Below are 19212 nucleotides of genomic sequence, written 5' to 3'. Positions count from 1 at the left end.
CCCCGCGGAGCGGGTCCCTACGGGCCTTCGGCCCTCCGTTCGCGCCTGACCTTCGGTCAGGCGGCGGACCCGCTCCGCGTGTCCGCACCCGGGCTTCGCCCGGGTGGGCCCGGCGCTCCGCGCTCGGGCCGGCACCACTCCGCTTCGCTCCATGGTGCCGGATGGCTGAGCCTCGATTACATCGCTGAGCAGGTATTTTGGCTGAACTCAAGACAGGCTGACTGGGGGAAGGTCGGGCGCCGGGGGCGCGTGCGGGTCGGCTTCACTCCTGCCGGATTGGTCTAGACCGTGATCCGGACCACTGTTTCGACCCCGTCGACGGATGGGGTGCGCTATCCTGGCCGGGTGAGCAACGGTCCTCAGTGTATCAGTCTTGAAGTGTCGGACGATCCCGCCGGAAGCGGGGTCAGGTCCCGCCTCTTTCGGGTATTCGCCGGGCTTCTTGACCGGGGACTGATATCCTGCCGGATAGTCGCTTCAATCGGGCTTGTATTCCGGTCGGCTGGATTCTTTCGCCGTTCCGTCGAATGTATCAGTAGGGCACTGTCAGCATTTCCCGCGTGGTCCCGTGTGTGGGCTCGGGAATGGGTGAGGGGAGACACGTCTTCGTGAACGTCGTAAAGCCCGGCCTGATGGCCGCTCAGGCAGCCGCCGGCATCTCGCTGCGCGGGCACCAGGAGGAGGCTCTGGAGGCCATCGTGCGGGGCCTGACGCCCTGTCCGGGGCACTCCACCCCGAACGGGCTGCGGGTAACGGTGCAGATGGCTACCGGGTCCGGGAAGTCCTACGTCGGGGCGGCGGCCGGCCAGAAGTTGGTGCCTCGCGGTGTGGTCCTGGTCGTTGTGCCGACCCTGGACCTGCTGGTGCAGATGATCGGCTCGTGGCGGGCGGCCGGGCGCTCCGGGGACATGCACGCCATCTGCTCCCTGGTCGACTCCGAGCTGCCGTACGGGGTGATGGCGAGCACCAGCCCGCTGATGATCGGCATGTGGCTGGCCAACGCCGCGAAGCACCGCCGGCCGACCACCCTGTTCGCCACCTACGCGTCCGTGGGCGCGGTCGAGGACGCCTACAAGTACTGGGCCGAGCGCCAGGGTGAGCTGCTGCCCCCTCTGGGCCTGATGGTCTGTGACGAGGCGCACCGCTCCTCCGGCAGCGTGGAGAAGACCTGGACCGTGGTGCACGACCAGGCCGCGATCCCCGCGGACCGCCGGCTGTACATGACGGCGACCCCGCGGATCTGGGCGCCGCCCAAGCGCCCCGTCAAGGGCCGCGAGGGGGCCTACCAGCCGCTGCCGGAGGAGCTGGCGGTGTCCATGGACGACCAGCGGATCTACGGCCCGCACGTGTACTCTCTGGGCCTGGCGGAGGCGATCGACCGCAAGCTGCTCGCCCCGTTCGAGATCGTCGTCCTGGAGCTGCGCGACCCGCTCGGCGACCGGGCCGCGGCGGAGGCGCAGGGCGTGCCGTGGGGGCCGGGAGTTGGTGAGGCGCAGGACGGGAGCGAGGACGAGGTGCCAGCCGCGCGCATCGCGGCCATCCAGGCCGGGCTGGTCAAGACCGTGGTCGAGCGGGGGTTGGAGCGGTGCATCACGTTCCACAACCGCACGATCGAGGCCAGATATTTCTCCGAGACGCTGAATCAGACGGTCGAGAAGCTGCATTTCGAGAACCCGCAGAAATACCCGCCGGAGTTCTGGGCACAGTGGCTCTCCGGTGAGCACGAGATCGACTATCGCAAGGAGCTCATCGGGGACTTCGGGCGGAGCGAAGAGGACGACGGGCTCAAGCATCGGATCTTCAGTAACTGCAAGGTCCTGGGCGAGGGTGTCGATATGCCGAATGCAGATTCGGTGCTTCTCCAGGGCAGGGGCAGCATGGTGGATATCGTCCAGGCTATTGGCCGGTCCCTGCGCATGCAGCCCGGCGAAGGGAAAACTGCCAGCCTGATCGTACCGGTTTTCCTCAAGCCCGGAGAGGAGCCCGGGGACATCCTGGAGTCCGATTCCTACGGTCCCCTAGTCAAGATCCTTACCGCGCTGCGCAGCCACGACGCCAAGGTCGTAGAGGCCCTCGCGGTGCCGCAGAAGTCCGGCAAGCGGACCAAGGGGCGCAGCGCTGAGGCTGCTTCTGGTCCTGGTGAGAGCGGTGTGGGTGCGGGTGGGTCGGGGGCGTTCACGCTGCCGGTGCGGTTCCAGACGCCGGTGGATGAGAACGTGCTCGCCCTGTTCATCGCCTCGCGGGTCCTGATTGGCGAAACCCAGCTTTGGCGTGAGGGGATCAATCACGCGCGGCGGTGGTTCGAGGAGACCGGCGGGCTTGACGTCCCTTACTCCGCTCTCGTCGGTGAAGCTGGGAATTACCCGCTCGGAAAGTGGCTGTCGGAGCGGCGTACCGAGAATGCGAATGGTGAGCTGGCGTCATACCGGGTGGAGATGCTGGACGCGCTCGGGATGATCTGGTCCGTCTCGGACGCCCGGTTCGAGGCCGGACTCGACTGGGCCCGGGTCTGGGCGAAGGGCCACGGCGGGAGCCTGGCGGCTCCGGCGCGGGCCTCGGTCGGCGGGTACGCGATCGGGACGTGGCTATCCGAGCTGCGGGCGGCGGCCCAGGTGCCGGCGGGCGAGCAGGGGGCGCTGTCGCCCGAGCGGCGTCGGGCGCTGGAGGAGATCGACCCGTGGTGGTGCCCGGCCTGGCCGATCACCTGGCAGCGCGCCTACGCCACCGCCCGGCAGTGGTGGCTCGAGTTGGACGGCCTGGTCGACTGGACCGTGCTGCCGCAGGACACCGTGTTCGAGGGTGAGCAGCTCGGCCGCTGGGTGCAGGCGCAGCGCGCCGGCTGGCCCGCCTTGGAGGAGGACCAGCGGGACCTGCTGTCGGCGATCGGCATCGAGGAGGACCAGGAGCTGGTGGCCGCCAAGGCCGCCGCGGAGGCGAAGCCGAAGGTGTCCCGCACCGACCGGTTCCAGCTGCACTTGGCGGCGCTCGCGGAGTTCGTCGAGCGGGAAGGCCACTCACGAGTGCCCCGGGCGCACAAGACCGTCGAAGGGGTGTCGTTGGGGGCTTGGCTCAACAACACCAAGGCTCGCCGGGCGAAGCTCAGCACCGAGCAGCTCGGCCAGTTGGAGGCCCTGGGCGTGGCCTGGTAGGACGAGCCTGGCTCGTTCGAGACCGTGTCTCACATCGTTCGACGTGCACGGGCCCCGCCACAGGGGTGGTGTCGGTTCGCGCGGTCATGGGGTGAGCGCGGCGGAGACCCTGGCGAGGCGGGTCTGTGGGAGGGCGAAGGGGTTGCCGGGGTTGCGGTGGGAGTAGCGGCCGTCGTTGACGCGTACCCCGTCCTGGGTGGTCCGCCAGTGGGCGGGTCCGGGTTGCCCCTGCTGTTCCAGGAGGAGGAGGGCGAGGTGGTCGGGGTCCTCGACGGCCGTGCGGGCGCGTAGCGCGGCGGCCAGGCGGGGAGCGGCGGTCGTGGGCGGGCTGTTGTCGCCCATGGCGGGCAGCAGGAGCAGCAGGCGGGCGTGGGCGTCGAGGATGCCGGCGTCGGGCGTGCCGGGGTCGGGCGGGGTGTTGTCGGCGGCGGTGGCGAGCTCGGGCCAGGACAGGGCGGGTCCCGTGAAGTGGCCGTCGTCCTGGGCGAGGAGTTCGGCGGTGTCCCAGGTGGGGTGGTGCAGGAGGTAGTCGGTGCCGCGGTCGCCGTCGATGGTGCGGTAGATGACGTGGAAGCGGTGGGCGTCGGTGAGCGGGACGGTGAACAGTGGCCAGTCCTCCTTGTCCCACAGGGCGCGGTAGAAGTCTTCGGCGGCCTCGTAGTCCGCGCCGAACAGCAGCCGTTGGGCTTGCTGGCTGCGGGCGCAGGAGCCGAGGTGCGAGAGCCAGAAGAGCGGATCCTCCAGGAGCTCGGGGTGGGGGGTGAACGGGTCGCCCTCGTAGCCGGGCAACCAGGACGGGGCGGGGTCTGCGGTGTCGGTCACGCGGGCCATCATCACGCCGCTGACTGACAAGGCATGGGGACGGTCCCCACGTATGAGAGCTCATTGGAGAGCGGCTGCTTGGAGCTCCGGGGGGAGGTTGGGCAGGGGGATGCAGGCCGTCCAGTGGGGGCCGTCGGGGAGGGCTTCGGGGAAGTGCGGGCGGGGGAAGCGGCCGCGGCTGCGCCCGGATGGGTCTTGTGGGGGTCGTAGGCGGCAGTGTTCGGCGGCTTGGAGCAGCGTTGTCAGCGCGGGTTGGGTGTCGGTGAGCAGGCGGGGGCCGGGGTGTTTGCGGTGCTGGTGGTAGTGGGTGGCGGCGTCGAGGAGTGGGCGGGCCCAGGCGGGTACGCGGTATGCGGCGCAGCGGGCGGGGGTTCGGTGGCGGGCGGGTGCGTGGAGGGTGAGGGTGGCTCGTGCGGAGTGGTAGTCGGTGGGGGTGGCGGCGGCGAGTTGGTTGAAGGGGACGCCGGTGATGAGGGCTGCGGCCAGGGCTGCGGCGTGGGTGGGGTGGGTCAGGCGGTGTAGGCGGTTGGCGGCTTCTTCGGTGCGGCCTGGTGGGGGTTCGATGGGGAGGCGGTCGGCGGTGGCCGGTGGCGGGGTGCAGTCGCACGGCGGCTCGGGTCTGTCGGTGAGTGCGAGGTAGGTGAGGGCGGGGAGGGTGAGCCACGGCAGCGATATCGCTGGTGCGGTGCGTGCGGGTGGGGGTCGGCGGTGCTGCTCGGGGCCGGGGAGGGCGTAGGCGGGCAGGCCGTAGGTGATGGTGTGGTCGACGTGGGCCAGGGCGCGGGTGAGGGCGGGCGTGGGGGTGCGGTGGCATATGACGGTCAGGTGGGCACCGGTGTGCTGTTGGAAGGTGAGCAGGTGGTGCCAGCGGGCTGGGGTGAGGAGGTGGCCGCGCAGGAGGATCAGGTGGTTCAGGCCCGTGGTGTGGGCCCAGGCCGCGGCGGCTGCCCAGGTGAGTGCGGGCTGGGTATTCCAGCGTCCGGGTGGTGTGTAGGGCTTGCCTAGGGCGGCGAGGACATCGTGGGCGAGGCCGGCCGGGTGATCGGTGCCGGGGGTGGGATGGACCGTGACCTGTCCGGCGGCCGGATCGTGGGCGGCCAGGGCGGCGTGGCTGCAGGCAGGGGTGTCGCCCGGGTCGAGCGCGAGGGTGAGGGTAGGCAGCGGGCGGGCGCTCACGCGCTGGTGCCCAGACGCTGGTAGACCTGGCGCAGCAGCTGTTCGTCGATGTGGGTACGGCCCTGGGCCGTGAGGCCGTCGGCGGCGTGTTTAGTGATACGGGCCCAGGCGCGGAAGTTGCCGTGGGCGGCCTGCTTGTCGACCAGGGCGATCAGGTCGCCGTCAACGCCGTCCCACATCGGGTGGAAGGCGGGGATGGTGGCCAGGACCTCCGGAAGGGTGAGCGGCAGAGCCTGCTGCCAGATGAAGACGCGGGAAGCGAGCATCGGTCACCTGGCAGCGCGCCTACGCGACCGCCCGGCTGTGGTGGCTGGACACCGACGGCCTGGTCGACTGGACCCGGCTGCCTGCGGACACGGTGTTCGAGGGCGAGCAGCTCGGCCGCTGGGTGCAGGCGCAGCGGGCCGGCTGGCCCGGCCTGGAGGAGGACCAGCGGGACCTGCTGACGGCGATCGGCATCGAGGCCGACCCCGAGCTGGTGGCCGCGAAGGCCGCCGCCGAGGCGAAGCCCAAGGTGTCCCGCGGCGACCGGTTCACCCAGGGCCTCGTCGCGCTCGCCCAGTTCGTCGAGCGGGAGCGTCATCCCCGGGTCCCCCGCCCGCACAAGGAACCGGTGGAGACCGTGGAAGCCGGCCCGGGTGGCGAGGAGCAGGTGGTCGTGTCGCACTTCGCGCTGGGCACCTGGCTCAACAACCAGAAAGCCCGCCGGGCCAAACTCACCACGGAGCAGCTCGCGCAGCTCGCCGAACACGGAGTCGAGTGGGCGTAGGGGCAGTACGAGAATCGAACGAGAGCGCTTCAATTGAAGCGTTCTCGTTCGATTTTCAGCCGGTCGAGCCAAGGCGGCTGAAGGCCCATCGGAGCACCTCCTGGTCGACGCGGGTGCGGCCGGTGCGTTGGAGGGCTGTGCGGGTGTGGGCGGTCAGGCGGGCCCAGTTGCGGAAGTTGCCGTGGGCCGCGTGGTGGTCGGCGAAGGCGATGTCGTCGGGGTCGGCTTCGGCCCAGATGGGGTGGTAGAGCGGGATGACGTCCAGGACCTCGTCGGGGGTGAGGCGGGTGAGGCGCTGCCAGATGAAGATCCTGGAGGAGAGCATCGGCTCTTTGCGCAGGGTCTGGTAACAGCCTTCGCCGCCCACGAAGACGACGGCGAGCTGGGTGTAGGGGTCGTCCCAGAGGTAGCGGATGTATTCCAGCTGGTCGCTGGAGAGCCATTGGGCCTCGTCCAGGACGAGGGTGCGGGGGTGGGCGGCGAGTGCGGTCTTGAGGAGGTGGTCGAACTCGCTGGCGTAGCGCGGGGGCTGGCCCGGAAGTCCGAGGCTGGTGAACAGCTCGTGGCGCACGGCGCGGGTGGTGGGGCGGGCGTGGAAGGTGATGCGGTGGATCTCTTCTCCGGGTTCGAGTTCGCGCAGGCAGCTGGTCACCGCGACGGTCTTGCCGAAGCCGGCGCCGCCGTGGATGCACATCATGGCGCGGGCGGCGATGGTGTCGGCGAGGTTCTCGCGCACGGTGAGCAGCGCGCGGGTGGCCACGAGGCGGGCCTGGGGCAGGGTGACGTACTGGTCGGTGGGTGCGGGCGGCAGGCGGCGGTTCACGGGGTGTCCTGGCGGTCGGTCGGCGGGGTGGGGCGGGGGGCGGTTCTCACGGTGGCGGGGGTGGGCCAGTCGGCGGGTGGCGGGGCGGGCGGGATGAGGTCCGGCAGGGCCAGCGCGGCGAGGTCGTTCTCGTGGTGGCGGGACAGTTCCCGGGTTGCCTCGGTGGCGGTGGCGGCCTCCAGGCGGCGTGGTGGGGTCGGGGTGGTGGCGGGGGCGAAGCGCTGGTGGCGCAGGTGCTCGGCGGCCTTGGCTTCGGCCCGCAGGCGTTGCGCGCGCCGGGTGCGGGCCCGGCGCAGTGCGGTGAGTTGCTCGGGGGTGGCTTGGTCGGCCAGGTGGGCGGTGCCCAGGCGGCGGCCGGTGGGGTCGCAGATTTCGATCTCGTGGGTGTGGTGGGGCATGGACCGGATCCTGACTTCGCGGCCGGCTTGTCCGGTCATCCAGTCCGCGAGGTAGTCGCGGTTCTTGAAGCGGATGCCGTGGCTGGTGATGACGTGGGTGCGGCCGTCGTCTTCGAGGGTGAACGACCACAGGTCGTCGGGCGGGATGTCGGTGAGCGGGGTGGGGTCTTGTTGCCATGCCTCGAGTGGGGTGCGGCCCTGCAGGCCGTCCGGGTGGTGTTCGGTGTTCCACCAGGTGACGAAGGCCAGGACTTCGGCGGTGAAGTCCTCGAAGGACAGGGCAGGGGCGGTGGGGAGGCGGTCCGGGCGGCGGCGGGGCTGCTTGGTGCGGTGGCCGGGCAGGGCGGCGAACAGCATCCGCGTGGCGTTGCGGTTCAGGTTCTCGATGCTGCCCTTGAGGTGTGGGCTGTAGGCGGGGAGGTCGTCGACGGTGGTGCCGAACGCGTCGAATGCCGCGGTGACGGTACGGGAGAGGAAGTCGTTGCCGCGGTCGATCCGCACGGTCTCCGGCCGGCCCCCGACGGGTCCGTACAGGCCGCTGCGCAGCACCGCCGAGCGCAGCGCTGCCAGGATCGAGGCCCGCGAGGGGACGCCCGGTGTCACGGCCAGGCCGGTGATCGTCTTCGTGGCGCAGTCGATGAACCAGGTGATGTAGGGGCGTACCAGCTGGCCGTCGGCGAGGACGCGTAGCGGGGCCTGGACGTGGTCGCCCTCCCAGGTGTGGTTGCGCCAGGTGCGGGGGCGTTTGCCGAACACGTCCAGCGCCCGGGCCGCCTCTGGGCCCTTGCGGTACCCGGCCCGCTCCCCCGCCGTCAGATCCCGGCGCACCGCCCGCAGGAACGTCGCCAGGGATGGCACCCGCTCCAGCACGGGAACGGCCGCGGGTGGCGCGCCGCCCGGAACCGCCGGGCCGGCCGGCTCTGGCAGGGGTGTCGGTGAGGGATCACCGAGGGTGGTGTCGGGTCTTGCGGCTGCGTGGGCGCGGGCGAGGAGTTCGCGGTGGACCGCCGAGGCGTTGCCGCGCCAGTACGCGAGCAGCACCCGGATCTGCGGGGTGATCTCGAAGCGGTCGGTACGGCGCGCTCCCGGCTGTTCGGCGGTGTCGGGTGTGGTGGTGGCCTCGGCCAGCCACCGCCACACCGTCCGGTCCGAGACCGCCAGGCACTGCGCCGTGGTGTGGACGTGCGCACGGGTGAGCCGGCCCTCGGCACGCAGGGCAAGCAGACGGCGCACCGCGGGAGCACGCAAGACCTTCAACGAGACCGCGTCCAGGACGGGTCCGGCCTCAACCTGCGTGGGGATGGCGGCGGTGCCGCCGGAGATGGTCGTACCGCCAGGGGCGGAGATGCCGTCGAGGGCGGGGACGTTCACCGGTGTCCTTTCACAAGCGGTAGCGGCCGGCACGGCAGCGCGGTAGCGGTAGGCGCAGCCGCCGGGTGGCGGGGTCAGGGATTGGGGCCGAGACGGGAACACGCCCTGTCCAGCAACGCGCGATCGACACTGGTGCCAGGACGCTGGTCCAGGGCCGCGTAGGCGTGGGAGGTGATCTTTGCCCAGGTCCGGAAGTTCCCCCGCGCCAAGGTCTCGTCCGCGTGCAGCAGGTCCGCGTCGGCCGCGGTGTGCCACAGCGGGTGGAAGAGACGCAGCACCGCGGAAACTCGGGAGGCCTCCAGACGGGGGACGTGCTGCCAGGTCAGCACCCGCGAAGCCAGCGCCGGGGCCCGGGCCAGCGTGCGCTCGGCGCCGGCCCCGCAGAGCACCAGCGAGGTCTGCGTGGTGGGGGCGTCGGCCAGCAGGCGCAGGTAGTCGAGCTCGGGGGCGGCGATGCGCTGGACGTCGTCGATCAGCAGCACGCCGGGGGGTTTGAAGGCGTCGATGAGCGCGCGGTCGGCCGCGTCCGTGCGGTTCGTCAGCGCGCCGGTCGGCAGGCCGAACGCGGTCAGCAGCGCGGCGCGCAGTTGCGGCAGGGCCGGCCTCACCGCCACCTGCGCTTGGCGGACGGGCAGGCGGCGCGGCAGCAGGCCCAGGGCCTGGTGGACTGCGACCGTCTTGCCCTGCCCCGCGTCCCCGTACACGCAGGCGATCCCTCGCGCGGCAACCGTGTGCGCGAGGGCCTGCGTCACCTCGCCCAGCTGGCTTGTCGCGACCACGTGAGCACCGGGCACGTACAACCGCACCCCCAACGGCACGACCCCCGCGGGGCCGTCGGGCACGGCCACCACAACGGGCTCGACGACCAGGGCGAGGTCGGCGGTGGGCGGGGCCTGGCTGGCCTCATCGACCGTGCCCGGCAGCGCCAGCTCCGCCAGCGCCCTGTCGTACACGGCAGGATCCACCCGGCCCTGCCCAGGCCGCACTCCCTGCAGAACACGACCGGCCTGCCGTTCGCGCTGGACCGCCCGGTGGAGGGTCCCGAGCGACGGCACCGGCCCGGCAGGCTCCCGGCCCGGGCCGTGTCCGGCCTGGCCGGACAGCTCCCGGTGCAGCGCCGCCACGTTCCCACCCAACGCGGACAACCGGTCCCACAACTCGTCCGTGACCGAGAACCCACGGCGTCTCGGAGCCGCCTCCACGCGGCCCGACTCGCGGGCTTCGGCGAGCCAGCGCCACACCGTGCGTACCGACACTCCCGCCGTCTGCGCGGCGATCCGCGCGTGCACTGACGACAAGGCGCCGGTTTCGTCCACCGCGAGCAATCGCCGCACCACCACCTGCCGTACGAGCGCCCGCTCCCCCGACCGGGACACCAGCGGTTCCCCATCGGCCACGGAATCCGGAGAAGTCTCTTGCGGACGACGGGACGGCATGGACACAGGATCGGCGGTCATGCCCACCAGGCCACACCCTCACCAGGGCGATGCGCACAGGAATGAGCGATCCCATGTCAGCTGGCTACCAGCCGTGATAGACGCGATCCGCAGGCCATGACAGCAGCCTGATCACCGTGTGACAGCCCTGGACCGTGACACCATCACACAGAAGACCCGACCAGCGGCCCCCTGTCTCCTGTCAGCCTGCTGCCACCCAGCCCGCTGGCACCACCCCACCCACTCACAGCCACCGCCTGCCTGATCGGCTGGGTGTGCCTGATCATGAGCGAGACTTACGGCGGGTTCCCGGACGAGCTGCTGGAGTACAACGGCCCCGACTCCGCCGCGTTCAACCGCATGGCGACGGTCTACCAGCAGGTGTTCGGCCACCCGACCGACGTCGTCTACGGAACCTGCGAGCAACTGACCGTGGAAGAGCGCGGCACGGCATGCATCTGGGCACTCGGCCTGCTGCTCGCCCCCGCCCCGTACGAGGCCGGCCTGCCCGCGCCGGAGGACTGCTGCCCAGACTGCGCCGGCGACGAAGACGACGAGATCCTTGTCATCACCGACGACGGGATCACTCGATTCTCGAAGACCAGCGTCTGATCACGCGGGGCTCTCTGCTCTTCGTCCGTGGTGCGGGCTACATTCGGCGGATGGCCTCCACAGACGACATCCTCGCCCTTGTCCGCAAGGCGCTCGACGAGTTCGACGACCGTCCCCTTCAGGTCTCCGTCCGCCGCGCGCTCCGAATAGCCGGGCTCGTCGGGGACTCCCGGGCTGCTGCCCGCCTCGGGCACGAGCTGCGGCCGACCGGGGGAGATCCTGCGGCCAACGGCGCCACCCTGCGCCGGCTGATGCCCGATCCGTCATCGTGGGGGGTGGCCGAGGGTGAGTCGGAGGCCGCGTTCGACGAGTACATCCGCGACCGGCTTCAGTCGGGCGACCCAAAGGGTCCGCTCGACCCCAACAAGTCGCTGTTCCTCGCCCACTCACTGGACGCGATCGAGTTCTGGAGGGAACGGTCGCCTCTCCTCGCGAACGAACTGGACCCGAAGGAGTTCGCAACCTCCCTGAAGATGCGGGAGGTCGAAGATCGGACCCGCCACCGCACCTTCGCCTATCTATGCGAGTGGGAACGGCGCTTCGGCTACTCCTCGATCAACGAGTCCATCTTCGGCGACTACAAGGCGAAGGTCGACAAGCTGCTGTCCGAGGGCGTGCCCGCGCTGGTCGAGCAGTTCACCGCGGTCTACCGGCGCCTGAACGAGGCCGCCGCCGGTGACCCGAAGAGGCCAGGTGGCGAGGAACTGGCACAGGCGGTCACCACCTGCCGGCGCATCCTGGAGGCTGTGGTCGACCACGTGCTGCCCGCGCAGAAGGAGCCCAGCGCCGGCGGACACAAACTCGACCAACCCGCCTACCGCAACAGGCTCTTCGAATTCATCAAGCGGACGAACCAGAGCGGGAGCGTGGCGGAGATGACAGTCGCTCTCGCGGCTGGCCTGCACGACCGCTACACCGCCGTCAGCACGCTGACGAACAAGGGCGTTCACGCCTCCATGGCCCTGCGCGCCGCGAACCTGTGCGCGCTGAACACCTACATCGTGTGCGGCGAGATCCTCCTTCTGAAAGAGCAAGGCACGGAAAACCGGGACGCCTGACGCGGGACCGGTGCTCCTCCTCGGCCCGGCACTCGTCCTGACGCCGCTCGTGGTGGGAACAGTCCTCGAGGGTGTCAAGGGCATCGAACGGTGGGTGGAGGGCGTCGCGGCCGTAACGCCACCAGATGGAGCCCGTCGGGCCGTCCTTCGCCAGCCGCTCCAGCTCAAGGTGCGACCGGGATCAGCAGCGAGGCCAGGACGCGCCGAAACTGCACGGTCTGGCGGTCGGCCGAGCCGGGGTCCAGGTCGGTCAGGGTCCCGGCGAGCAGGGCGCTGACGCGCTCTGCTGCGTCATGGGAGTCGCACAGGCGGTCGGCCCCGACGGCGTCGGCGTGTTCAGCGGGGACGGGGCGGATGTCCTGCGGGACGACGAAGGAGCTGTGTACGCCTTCGCCGGCGTGGGTGCGGACCTTCCAGCCGAGCTCGCCGGCTGCGCTGCGCAGGCGGTCCGGATGTACGGGGTTCCGCTCAGCGCCTGGCCTTCCCGGCTGGTGAGGTGGACCTGGACGGAGCCCAGGACGCCGTAGCCTCCGGCGTCCTGGGGGCAGCTGGCCTGCAGGACGGGAAGGAGCGCCTCGGTCACCGCGGCGGGCGGGATAGCCGGGGGCGGTCCGTCGGGGTCGGGAAGCCGGTACCGCAACGTCGGGCCTTCCGAGATGGTGGTGCAGGGTGCGGAGGGCCTCCCAGGCAGTCCTGCAGCGCCATGCGCCGTACCGCACACCAGCCATCCGGCACTGCTGACAGCCTCTGACAACCGGCCCTGACCTGCGCAGACGCAGACGCAATCCATAAGGACTCTTGCGATAGCCCCGAGATTCCCACTCAATCCATGGGAGCGCAGGTGGGAGGCCACAGCGATCGCCGACACGCTTCGATCAAGGCGAATGCGCGCAACTCAAGTGGGGCGGCAGATGAGCGCCCTGATTCTCACTCAATCAGCGGGGCAGCACGCCATAGCCTGCCGCACATACAAGGTCAGATCGAGAACTCACACCGCAGGCGTACCAGCGGTGGCACCCGGACGGCCAACGGGCTGACGGATGGATCAAGACCTTGGTAGCGTCGCGCTGCATTTCGGGGGAGACCACGCCGGCCAACTATCCGGAGACCCAGTGAGACTGTTCCGTCGCCGCAAGGAACCTCAGCAGCCGCGCGACATCGCAGAGGATGCCGTCGCACCCTTTGACCGTCGCTTCGAGAACGTGGTGGCAGCCGCTGGCAAGGAGAGGAACCTGCTGATAGCCGAATCCGCTCTCTGGCAGCTTGCGGAGCACGTGCTGGACGAAGGGGAGACTCGCTGGGTGACCTGCGGGGGCGTATGGGTTCCGCCGGACACCCCGCCGCTGCCAGTGCGGTATTTCCTGACCGACCGCCGGATGTTCGTGATCCTCGACGGCCCCAACGCCCCTACCGGGCATGTGGATTTCCCATTCGATGACATCGCCGTCTTCGAGCCGGGGGACTTCGTCGATGGCCGCCCCCAGCGCATCCAGTACCTCGTGATCACCTCCGAGAGCGGCCGGCCCGAAGATGGCATCCGTAGCGTCATCGAGTTCAACCTCGATGAACCGGGGCTGTCTTTCATAGGAACGGCAACAGTGGCACTACGTGATCACGGAGGCTTACACGCTCGGCTGAGACGTCGCAACGCAGGTGACAATCCGCCGGCTTAAGGCCCTCCGCCCCTGACGACTGCCGCCGCCCGCGCCCGCTACGGCCACATCCGCCTGATCTGGCCCCCACCCCCGGAAGGGGACTGACACCACGCCACCCGAAACACGACAGCCCTACCGCCACACAGCGCCACCTTGATGGCCATCCGGGGCCGCCATCAAGGTCTCCCGCAGAGACCTTGATAGTCCCGACAACCGGATCGCCCATCCCAGGCCCGGACAGGTCGCGCAACGACCGGCAACCCACCCTGACCTGCGCCATCAAGGCACGCGCACACCTTGATGCCCCCGAGGTTGCCGGGGGCATCAAGGTACGCGGACCCGCCGCAACCCCCAACCCGACGACCCGGGAGAATCGGGGCCGGCGGTGCGCGCCGCATCCCATTGCCCGCGGCACGCACCGCCCTCTTCCCACGAGCATGGAAGAGGTGTCGGCGGCCCCGCACGGCTTGCCCACGCGCTCCGGCCTGCGAGAACCGGGACCCGGTACCCGGGGCGCCACCTCCTCCCGGTGCGCCCGCCGGTGCAACCCCGGGCCCAACGCCGCAGCCCACTCTCCATCCGCCTGTACGGGCAACTGGCTGGGCCCGGGGCGGGCGCCTACCGGCCGCCGAGGTCCGCCAGGCGTCGGCGGCCGGGCGCGGCGGGCGGCCCCTGGTCTCACCGGGCGGGGCCGGGGGCGGACACGCGGTGGGGTCGGCGAGTTCGACGACCAGGAGGCGCAGCCCCACCGGGGCCGGGACGGAAGGCTGGGCGTGGTCGGAGCCCGAACACCGGTACAGCGGGCGTCGGGCGGGAGGGACCGCGGGCGCCCCCAGCGGTCGACTGGCTGTCCCCTACCGATCCGAACCCGGCCGCGCCCCGGACGCCCCGGCGGCGAGGGGACACCATCTGGTAGTTCGTAGGTCGTCCGGGCCGAGCCGCGCGTCATCAACGCACCAGTCGGAGCCATGCATAGACCACGGTCAGAGCACCCGGCGCAGCCGGGTCGGCGAGCAGCGGCTGGCGCAGCTGCGCGTGGGCGAAACCGTCCGGCACCTCCGCCCAAACGGCTGCCCGGCCCCGCTCAGCTCTTCCGCTCACCCAGGACACAGAATTCGTTGCCCTCCGGGTCGAGAAGGGTCACCCAGTGCTGCTCGTCCTGCACGGTATCGGCGCGCCGGGCACCGAGGGAGAGCAGCCGGGCGACCTCGGCCTCCTGGTCGTCGGGTCGGAAGTCGGGGTGGAGCCGGTTCTTCGACGCCTTGCCTTCGGGGACAGGCACGAAGAGCAGCCCCGGCATCCGGTCCGGCTCAGGGCGGATCTCGATGATCTCCTCGGATTCGTCGACCACAACCCAGCCGAGAGCCTCGGCCCACCAGCGCCCGAGGGAGATGGGGTCGGAGGAGTCGACGATGATCTGTTCCCATTCCAGTGCCATGGGCGTGAGCATAAACAGGTCGGCTGGCTGCCAGGGCTGGGGGTGACTGCCGTCGACCGCCGGTCCAGTGTGCGGATCGTCTCCCCCAGAGCGGTGTAGCAGCGCGATGTGGTAGCAGCAAGTCGCGAGAAGTGATCGCTGCTACACCACTCCAGGGGACACCATCGCTCCTCACACCGCATCAAGCCCGCACCTGCCGCAGCCCCACCGGCGGGGGCGGCGAGCATCGGTCGGACCGGAAGCGGCTTCGCCCGACTCGCGTACGCGCCGCTGCTACTCGGCCGGCGAAGGAGCCGGGATGTAGGTCGTGAGCAGCACAGCCTCACCCAGAGCCCGACAAGCCACCTGGTTTCCCCAACCCCAGCAGCCCCCCGCCGGCATTTGACATGAACAAGATGGGAACGAGGTCGCCCCCTCGCCTAAGGATTCTCAATCAATCTGCTAAACGTCTCAATCAACTTGCAACATCACCAACGCACTTCAATGACCTGCATCGATACACACCCACTCGGCAGCCACACCGTGATCGACCCCCGAATCTGCGTCTCAGTCAATCTGCAAAACCACAGCTCACAGCTGTGAGCGGACACGCCGAAATGGCAGCGGCATCCGGGCTTCTACGTGGATCAGGCGCTCGGTGCCGTGTGCGACCTGCTGCTGCCCCCGCCGCCGTTCGGGCCGGTCCGGGCCCAGGCCGTGCTGCGGCACATGCGCGACGTGCCCAGGGTGCTGGGCTGGGCCGAGGAGAACACCCGGGAGTGCGCCGAGGCGGAGTTCACCGCCCTCACCGTCCGGGGGCTGGAGGACATCGAAACGCGCCTCGCCCGGGCCGTCCGCGAGCTGGCCCCGCACGTCCCGGAGGTGTCCCGGGAGCTGGCGGAGGCAGCCGGCTCGGCCGCGCGGGCGCTCGGCGCCTTCCGGGAGCGCTGGCGGGCGCGGGTGCCCGGCCTGCCGCCGTACCGGCCGGTGGGCGAGGGCTCGTTCCAGCGGTACCTGGCCGAGGTCGCCCTGCTGCCGTGGACCGTGGCCGAGTTGCGCGCGCTGGGCCGGCGCGAGGACGACCGTGCGGCCATGGCGGATCTGGTCGGCACGCGGCACGGCTGCCCGGCCGGTGAGCCCGCGCTGCCCGTGGACGCCGCGGCGCAGTGCGCCCGGCACGCCGCCGCAGAGGAGAGCGTACGGGCCTTCTACCGTGACCGGGCGCTGCTCGACCTGCCCGCCGACCTGCCCCGCTACCGCACCGCTTTGTTGCCGGGCTATCTGGCGGAGCTGAGCTGGCTCGGCATCACCGACGACTTGACCGGACCGGACCGGCTCGCCGAGGACGCGGTCAGCTATGTGCCCCCGCCCCGTCCCGACCTGCCCTACTTCGACCGGGCGAACGCGCACGACCCCCGGTTGGGCATCATCCACGAGGGCGTGCACCACCAGCAGCTCGCGATGTCCTGGCGGCATCCCGATCCGGTCCGCCGCCACTTCTACGACTCGGCCGTCAACGAGGGCATCGCCTTCTACCACGAGGAGCTGGTTCTGCTGGCCGGGCTCTCCGACGACGACCCCGCCTCCCGCCGTACCGTGCGCAACTTCATGCGCCTGCGCGGCGCGCGGGTGGGCGTCGACATCGCCCTGGCGGTGGGCGGCGTGACCGTGCCCGAGGCGGCGGAACTGCTGGTCCGCGAGGTCCCGCTGGACGCCGCGACCGCGCACCACGAGGCCGCGTTCTTCGCCCTGCCCCCGGTCAGGGCCTGTCCTACCAGGCCGGCAAGACGCAGGTGCTGGCGCTGCTGGCGGATGCGCGCCGCCTGTTCGGGGAACGCTTCGAGCTGCGGCGCTTTCACAACCACCTGTGGCGCAACGGCAATGTCCCGCTGTCGCTGCTGCGCTGGGAGTACCTCGGTGACCGGGAGGAGGTGGACCGCGCGGACGCCCTTGTCACGGCGTCGGCCTGAGTACCCGCACCAGCAGCGCCGTGCAGAGCAGGGAGGCCGCCGCCGCCACGGCGATGCCCGCCGACGGCCGGGCCAGCTCGGCGACGGCGCCGGTCAGGCCGGCGGCGATGCCCTGGCAGGACATCAGGCCGGAGGCCGCCAGCCCGAAAGCCTGACCGCGTGACTCGACGGGGACGACGTCGACGAACGATTCCTGGAGGCACAGGCTGTAGCCGAAGCCGATACTGGCCAGCGCCGCCAGCCCGGCGGCCGCGGCGATGCCCGGCTGGGCGGCGAAGAGCAGGTACGGGGCGCCCAGCAGCACGGACAGCGGCAGTGCCCAGCGGCTGCGCCGGCGTCGGGTGGCGAAACGGCCGACGAGGGTGTCGCCGATCAGCATGCCCAGCGCCGCGGCGGTGAGCAGCGCGCCGACGGCCCGGGGGCTGCCGATCTCGTCCGCGTACGAGATCATGGTCGCTTCCGCGCCGACGATCCAGCACGCGGGCAGGCACAGCGCCAGCAGCAGGCGGCGCACCCGGACGTCCGCCCACAGCGCCCGGTTGACCGCCCAGGTCGTGGAGAGGGCCCGTGCCGGGGTGACGGCGGATCCGCCCGCCCCTCGCGGCGGGCGGATCCGCGGGCCCAGGCGGAGCACCGCGGCGGACAGCAGGGCGCCGCCGCAGACCACCCAGAGTGTGCCGACCGGCCCGAGCAGTGCGAGCAGGGCGCCGCCCACCGCGAAGCCGCAGATCTGCGCGGCGCCGACCGTGACGTTCATCAGGGACTGGGCCAGCACGAACCGGCGCTCGCCCATGAGTTCTGGGAGCAGGGCTGTCTTCATGGCGGCGGGCACGGGGTCGAACAGGCCGTACAGCATGCTCAGGGCCAGGACTCCGGGTACCGGCAGCACGTCGAGGGCCAGCACGGCCGCTCCGGCTGCTCGGGCCGCGTCCCAGGCGGCCATGGTCAGCCGGGGCGGGAGCCGGTCTGCCAGGGAGAGCAGGGCGGCGCTGCCGAACACCTGCGGCAGCAGTCCCGCCACGTAGGCGATGCCGGACAGCAGGGGGGAGCCGCTGCGGCTGTAGACGAGCGCGGACAGGGCGAGGGCCTTCATGACCTCGCCCAGGTTGAGCAGCGCGTGGGCCACCCACAGCACGCGGAAGTCCCGTTCCCGGAACACCTCCCGGTATCCCGGGGGCCGAGTGTCGTCGCTGACGAGCATGGTGTTTCTCCTGGGGCGGGGGGACGGTTCGGCGGCGGTTCTCCGCTGGCCGGGAGACAGCAGGATGGCCACGCGCGGACGGCGCCCACTAGGGTTTCGTCCACAGGCGAAAGGTCATGTCGTGACGCTGCGCATCGAGATGGGGGCCGGAGACCTCGGGGCCAGTCGTTTCGCGATATCCCCGATCACCCAGGTCGTGGCGGCCCTGCTGGTCCTGTCCGGCCGGATCTCCTCGTGGACGGCGCGGCCGTGGGTGGAGCGCAATCGGGGGCGTCTGCGGGCGATGTGCGATGCCGAGCCGGACCTGGGGACCTTGGTGTCCGTCCTGCGTGTCCGCGGCTACAACCCGGACTTCATCGCACCGCCTCCCCGGGGCAGCTCTTCGACGTTCATTCAGGACCTGGCCGCGGTCCGGGAGACGCCGGCGGCGCGGGCCCATCAGGAGGTGATGCGGGTCCTCGAAGGGCGCGAGCTGCCCGACGGGGTGGCCCGCATCTTCGACTCGCCCGATCCCGTGGGCCGCTTCACGCGTGTCCTGGGCCTGGCCTGGGAGGAGTTCGTGGCCCCGGACTGGGACCGGATGCGCGCCATCTTGCAGCGTGATCTCGCCCACCGCGCCGACCGGCTGATCGCCGAGGGCTGGAACGGCGTGCTCGGCGACCTGGCCCCCACGGTCCGGTGGCGCACCCATGCCCGCGGTGCCGTCATCGAGGTCTCCGGCATGCCGGACGAGGAACGGGTCCTGCGCCGGGGCGGCGTCCTGTACCTGCCCAACCTGTTCGACGCCCTGTGGGTCTGCCTGGACGAACCGTGGCGCAACGCCGTGGTCTACCCGGCCGGTGGCGCCGCCGCCCTGTGGCCGGCCGCCGCCCCGTGCCGTCCGGCCGCGGATCACCTGGTCCCGCTGATCGGCCGGTCCAGGGCTCTGATCCTCGCCACCCTGGACGGACCGGTCACCACCACGCAGCTCACCCGCGCCCTGCGCATGAGCCTCGGCGCGGTCGGCGGCCATCTGGCCGTCCTGCGCAGGTCCGGTCTGGTCGAGGGCACCCGGACGGGCCGCGCCGTGGTCTACCGGCGCACCGGGCTGGGCGACGCGTTGGTCGCGAGGCCCTCCACGGGCTGAGATAGCCAGGGGATTGGCCGCCGATACGCCGAAGATATGCGTGCGTCGACCATGGGCCCGAGCACGTCCTTCACCTGCGAGGAGGCCCGCCCGTGACGTCCGCTGTCCCCACCGGTCCCGCTCCCGGCAGCACCGGGACAGCGCAGGTGTGTGCCACGGGCCCGTGATGCCCAGTTCGCCCTCGTCCTCGGCCGGCTGTCCGGTGGTCGCGTCGGCCGAGGGAAATCAC

The 19212-nt window shown here is 71.1% G+C and carries 15 protein-coding genes and 1 pseudogene; 8 read left to right on the top strand and 8 right to left on the bottom strand.

Going from position 1 to position 19212, the window contains the following annotated elements:
• Positions 1-608: 608 nt before the first annotated feature.
• A complete protein-coding gene (locus ACIOJE_RS27955; protein ID WP_400779744.1) occupies positions 609-3149 on the top strand; it encodes a Helicase associated domain protein in 2541 nt (846 codons plus the stop codon).
• A gap of 84 nt (positions 3150-3233) precedes the next feature.
• Here the strand turns inward: ACIOJE_RS27955 and ACIOJE_RS27950 are convergent, their stop codons facing one another.
• The 3 genes from ACIOJE_RS27950 to ACIOJE_RS27940 are packed head-to-tail and all read right to left on the bottom strand — an operon-like array spanning position 3234 to position 5413.
• Positions 3234-3971, bottom strand: coding sequence for a hypothetical protein (locus ACIOJE_RS27950; protein ID WP_400779742.1), 738 nt, complete (start codon positions 3969-3971; stop codon positions 3234-3236).
• 60 nt (positions 3972-4031) lie between these two features.
• Positions 4032-5147, bottom strand: coding sequence for a hypothetical protein (locus ACIOJE_RS27945; protein WP_400779740.1), 1116 nt, complete (start codon positions 5145-5147; stop codon positions 4032-4034).
• The gene (locus ACIOJE_RS27940) at positions 5144-5413 is read right to left on the bottom strand and encodes a hypothetical protein (RefSeq protein ID WP_400779738.1); all 270 of its coding nucleotides are present in this window, start codon (positions 5411-5413) and stop codon (positions 5144-5146) included. The genes ACIOJE_RS27945 and ACIOJE_RS27940 overlap by 4 nt, the downstream gene beginning before the upstream one ends.
• Positions 5414-5505: 92 nt before the next feature.
• On the opposite strand from ACIOJE_RS27940, the gene ACIOJE_RS27935 reads away from it, so the two are divergent.
• On the top strand, positions 5506-5916 hold the full coding sequence (locus ACIOJE_RS27935) for a helicase associated domain-containing protein (protein ID WP_400779736.1): 411 nt from the start codon (positions 5506-5508) through the stop codon (positions 5914-5916).
• A 55-nt stretch (positions 5917-5971) separates the two neighbouring features.
• On the opposite strand, the gene ACIOJE_RS27930 is transcribed toward ACIOJE_RS27935, so the two are convergent.
• From ACIOJE_RS27930 to ACIOJE_RS27920, 3 genes are all read right to left on the bottom strand, one after another.
• Positions 5972-6739: an AAA family ATPase gene (locus ACIOJE_RS27930; RefSeq protein ID WP_400779734.1), complete on the bottom strand. Its 768-nt coding sequence runs from the start codon at positions 6737-6739 to the stop codon at positions 5972-5974.
• Entirely contained in the window at positions 6736-8370 is a 1635-nt protein-coding gene (locus tag ACIOJE_RS27925; RefSeq protein WP_400779756.1) for a Mu transposase C-terminal domain-containing protein, read from the bottom strand. The genes ACIOJE_RS27930 and ACIOJE_RS27925 overlap by 4 nt, the downstream gene beginning before the upstream one ends.
• A 212-nt stretch (positions 8371-8582) precedes the next feature.
• Positions 8583-9965, bottom strand: coding sequence for an AAA family ATPase (locus ACIOJE_RS27920; protein ID WP_400779754.1), 1383 nt, complete (start codon positions 9963-9965; stop codon positions 8583-8585).
• 264 nt (positions 9966-10229) lie between these two features.
• Between ACIOJE_RS27920 and ACIOJE_RS27915 the strand changes: the two genes are divergently transcribed.
• The 3 genes from ACIOJE_RS27915 to ACIOJE_RS27905 all read left to right on the top strand — a co-directional run bounded on the left by ACIOJE_RS27915 (position 10230) and on the right by ACIOJE_RS27905 (position 13287).
• Positions 10230-10556 (top strand): hypothetical protein, encoded by a 327-nt coding sequence (locus tag ACIOJE_RS27915; protein WP_400779732.1) that lies wholly within the window; start codon positions 10230-10232, stop codon positions 10554-10556.
• A 50-nt stretch (positions 10557-10606) separates the two neighbouring features.
• The gene (locus tag ACIOJE_RS27910) at positions 10607-11614 is read left to right on the top strand and encodes a hypothetical protein (protein ID WP_400779730.1); all 1008 of its coding nucleotides are present in this window, start codon (positions 10607-10609) and stop codon (positions 11612-11614) included.
• A 1112-nt stretch (positions 11615-12726) separates the two neighbouring features.
• Positions 12727-13287, top strand: coding sequence for a hypothetical protein (locus ACIOJE_RS27905; protein ID WP_400779728.1), 561 nt, complete (start codon positions 12727-12729; stop codon positions 13285-13287).
• Between the two features lie 1066 nt (positions 13288-14353).
• Here ACIOJE_RS27905 and ACIOJE_RS27900 read toward each other — a convergent pair.
• Positions 14354-14707: a VOC family protein gene (locus ACIOJE_RS27900; RefSeq protein ID WP_400779726.1), complete on the bottom strand. Its 354-nt coding sequence runs from the start codon at positions 14705-14707 to the stop codon at positions 14354-14356.
• 708 nt (positions 14708-15415) lie between these two features.
• Between ACIOJE_RS27900 and ACIOJE_RS27895 the strand changes: the two are divergent.
• Together ACIOJE_RS27895 and ACIOJE_RS27890 are read left to right on the top strand one after the other, a co-directional pair.
• A pseudogene (locus ACIOJE_RS27895) lies at positions 15416-16411 on the top strand (DUF885 family protein); the annotation flags it as partial.
• Between the two features lie 68 nt (positions 16412-16479).
• Positions 16480-16656, top strand: a complete 177-nt coding sequence (locus ACIOJE_RS27890; protein ID WP_400779752.1) for a hypothetical protein — start codon at positions 16480-16482, stop codon at positions 16654-16656.
• Here the strand turns inward: ACIOJE_RS27890 and ACIOJE_RS27885 are convergent.
• Positions 16640-17857 carry an MFS transporter gene (locus tag ACIOJE_RS27885; RefSeq protein WP_400779724.1) on the bottom strand — a complete coding sequence of 406 codons (1218 nt, stop codon included), beginning with the start codon at positions 17855-17857 and terminating at the stop codon, positions 16640-16642. The two genes, ACIOJE_RS27890 and ACIOJE_RS27885, sit on opposite strands and share 17 nt — an antisense overlap.
• Positions 17858-17978: 121 nt before the next feature.
• Between ACIOJE_RS27885 and ACIOJE_RS27880 the strand changes: the two genes are divergently transcribed.
• Complete coding sequence (locus ACIOJE_RS27880; RefSeq protein ID WP_280686299.1) at positions 17979-18983, top strand: DUF5937 family protein; 1005 nt, start codon at positions 17979-17981, stop codon at positions 18981-18983.
• The last annotated feature ends 229 nt before the right edge of the window (positions 18984-19212 follow it).

The organism is Kitasatospora sp. NPDC087861, assembly GCF_044742585.1.
Lineage (GTDB): Bacteria > Actinomycetota > Actinomycetes > Streptomycetales > Streptomycetaceae > Kitasatospora.
The sequence above is the reverse complement of the archived record's forward strand: the minus strand, read 5'-3'. Positions and strand labels throughout refer to the sequence as shown.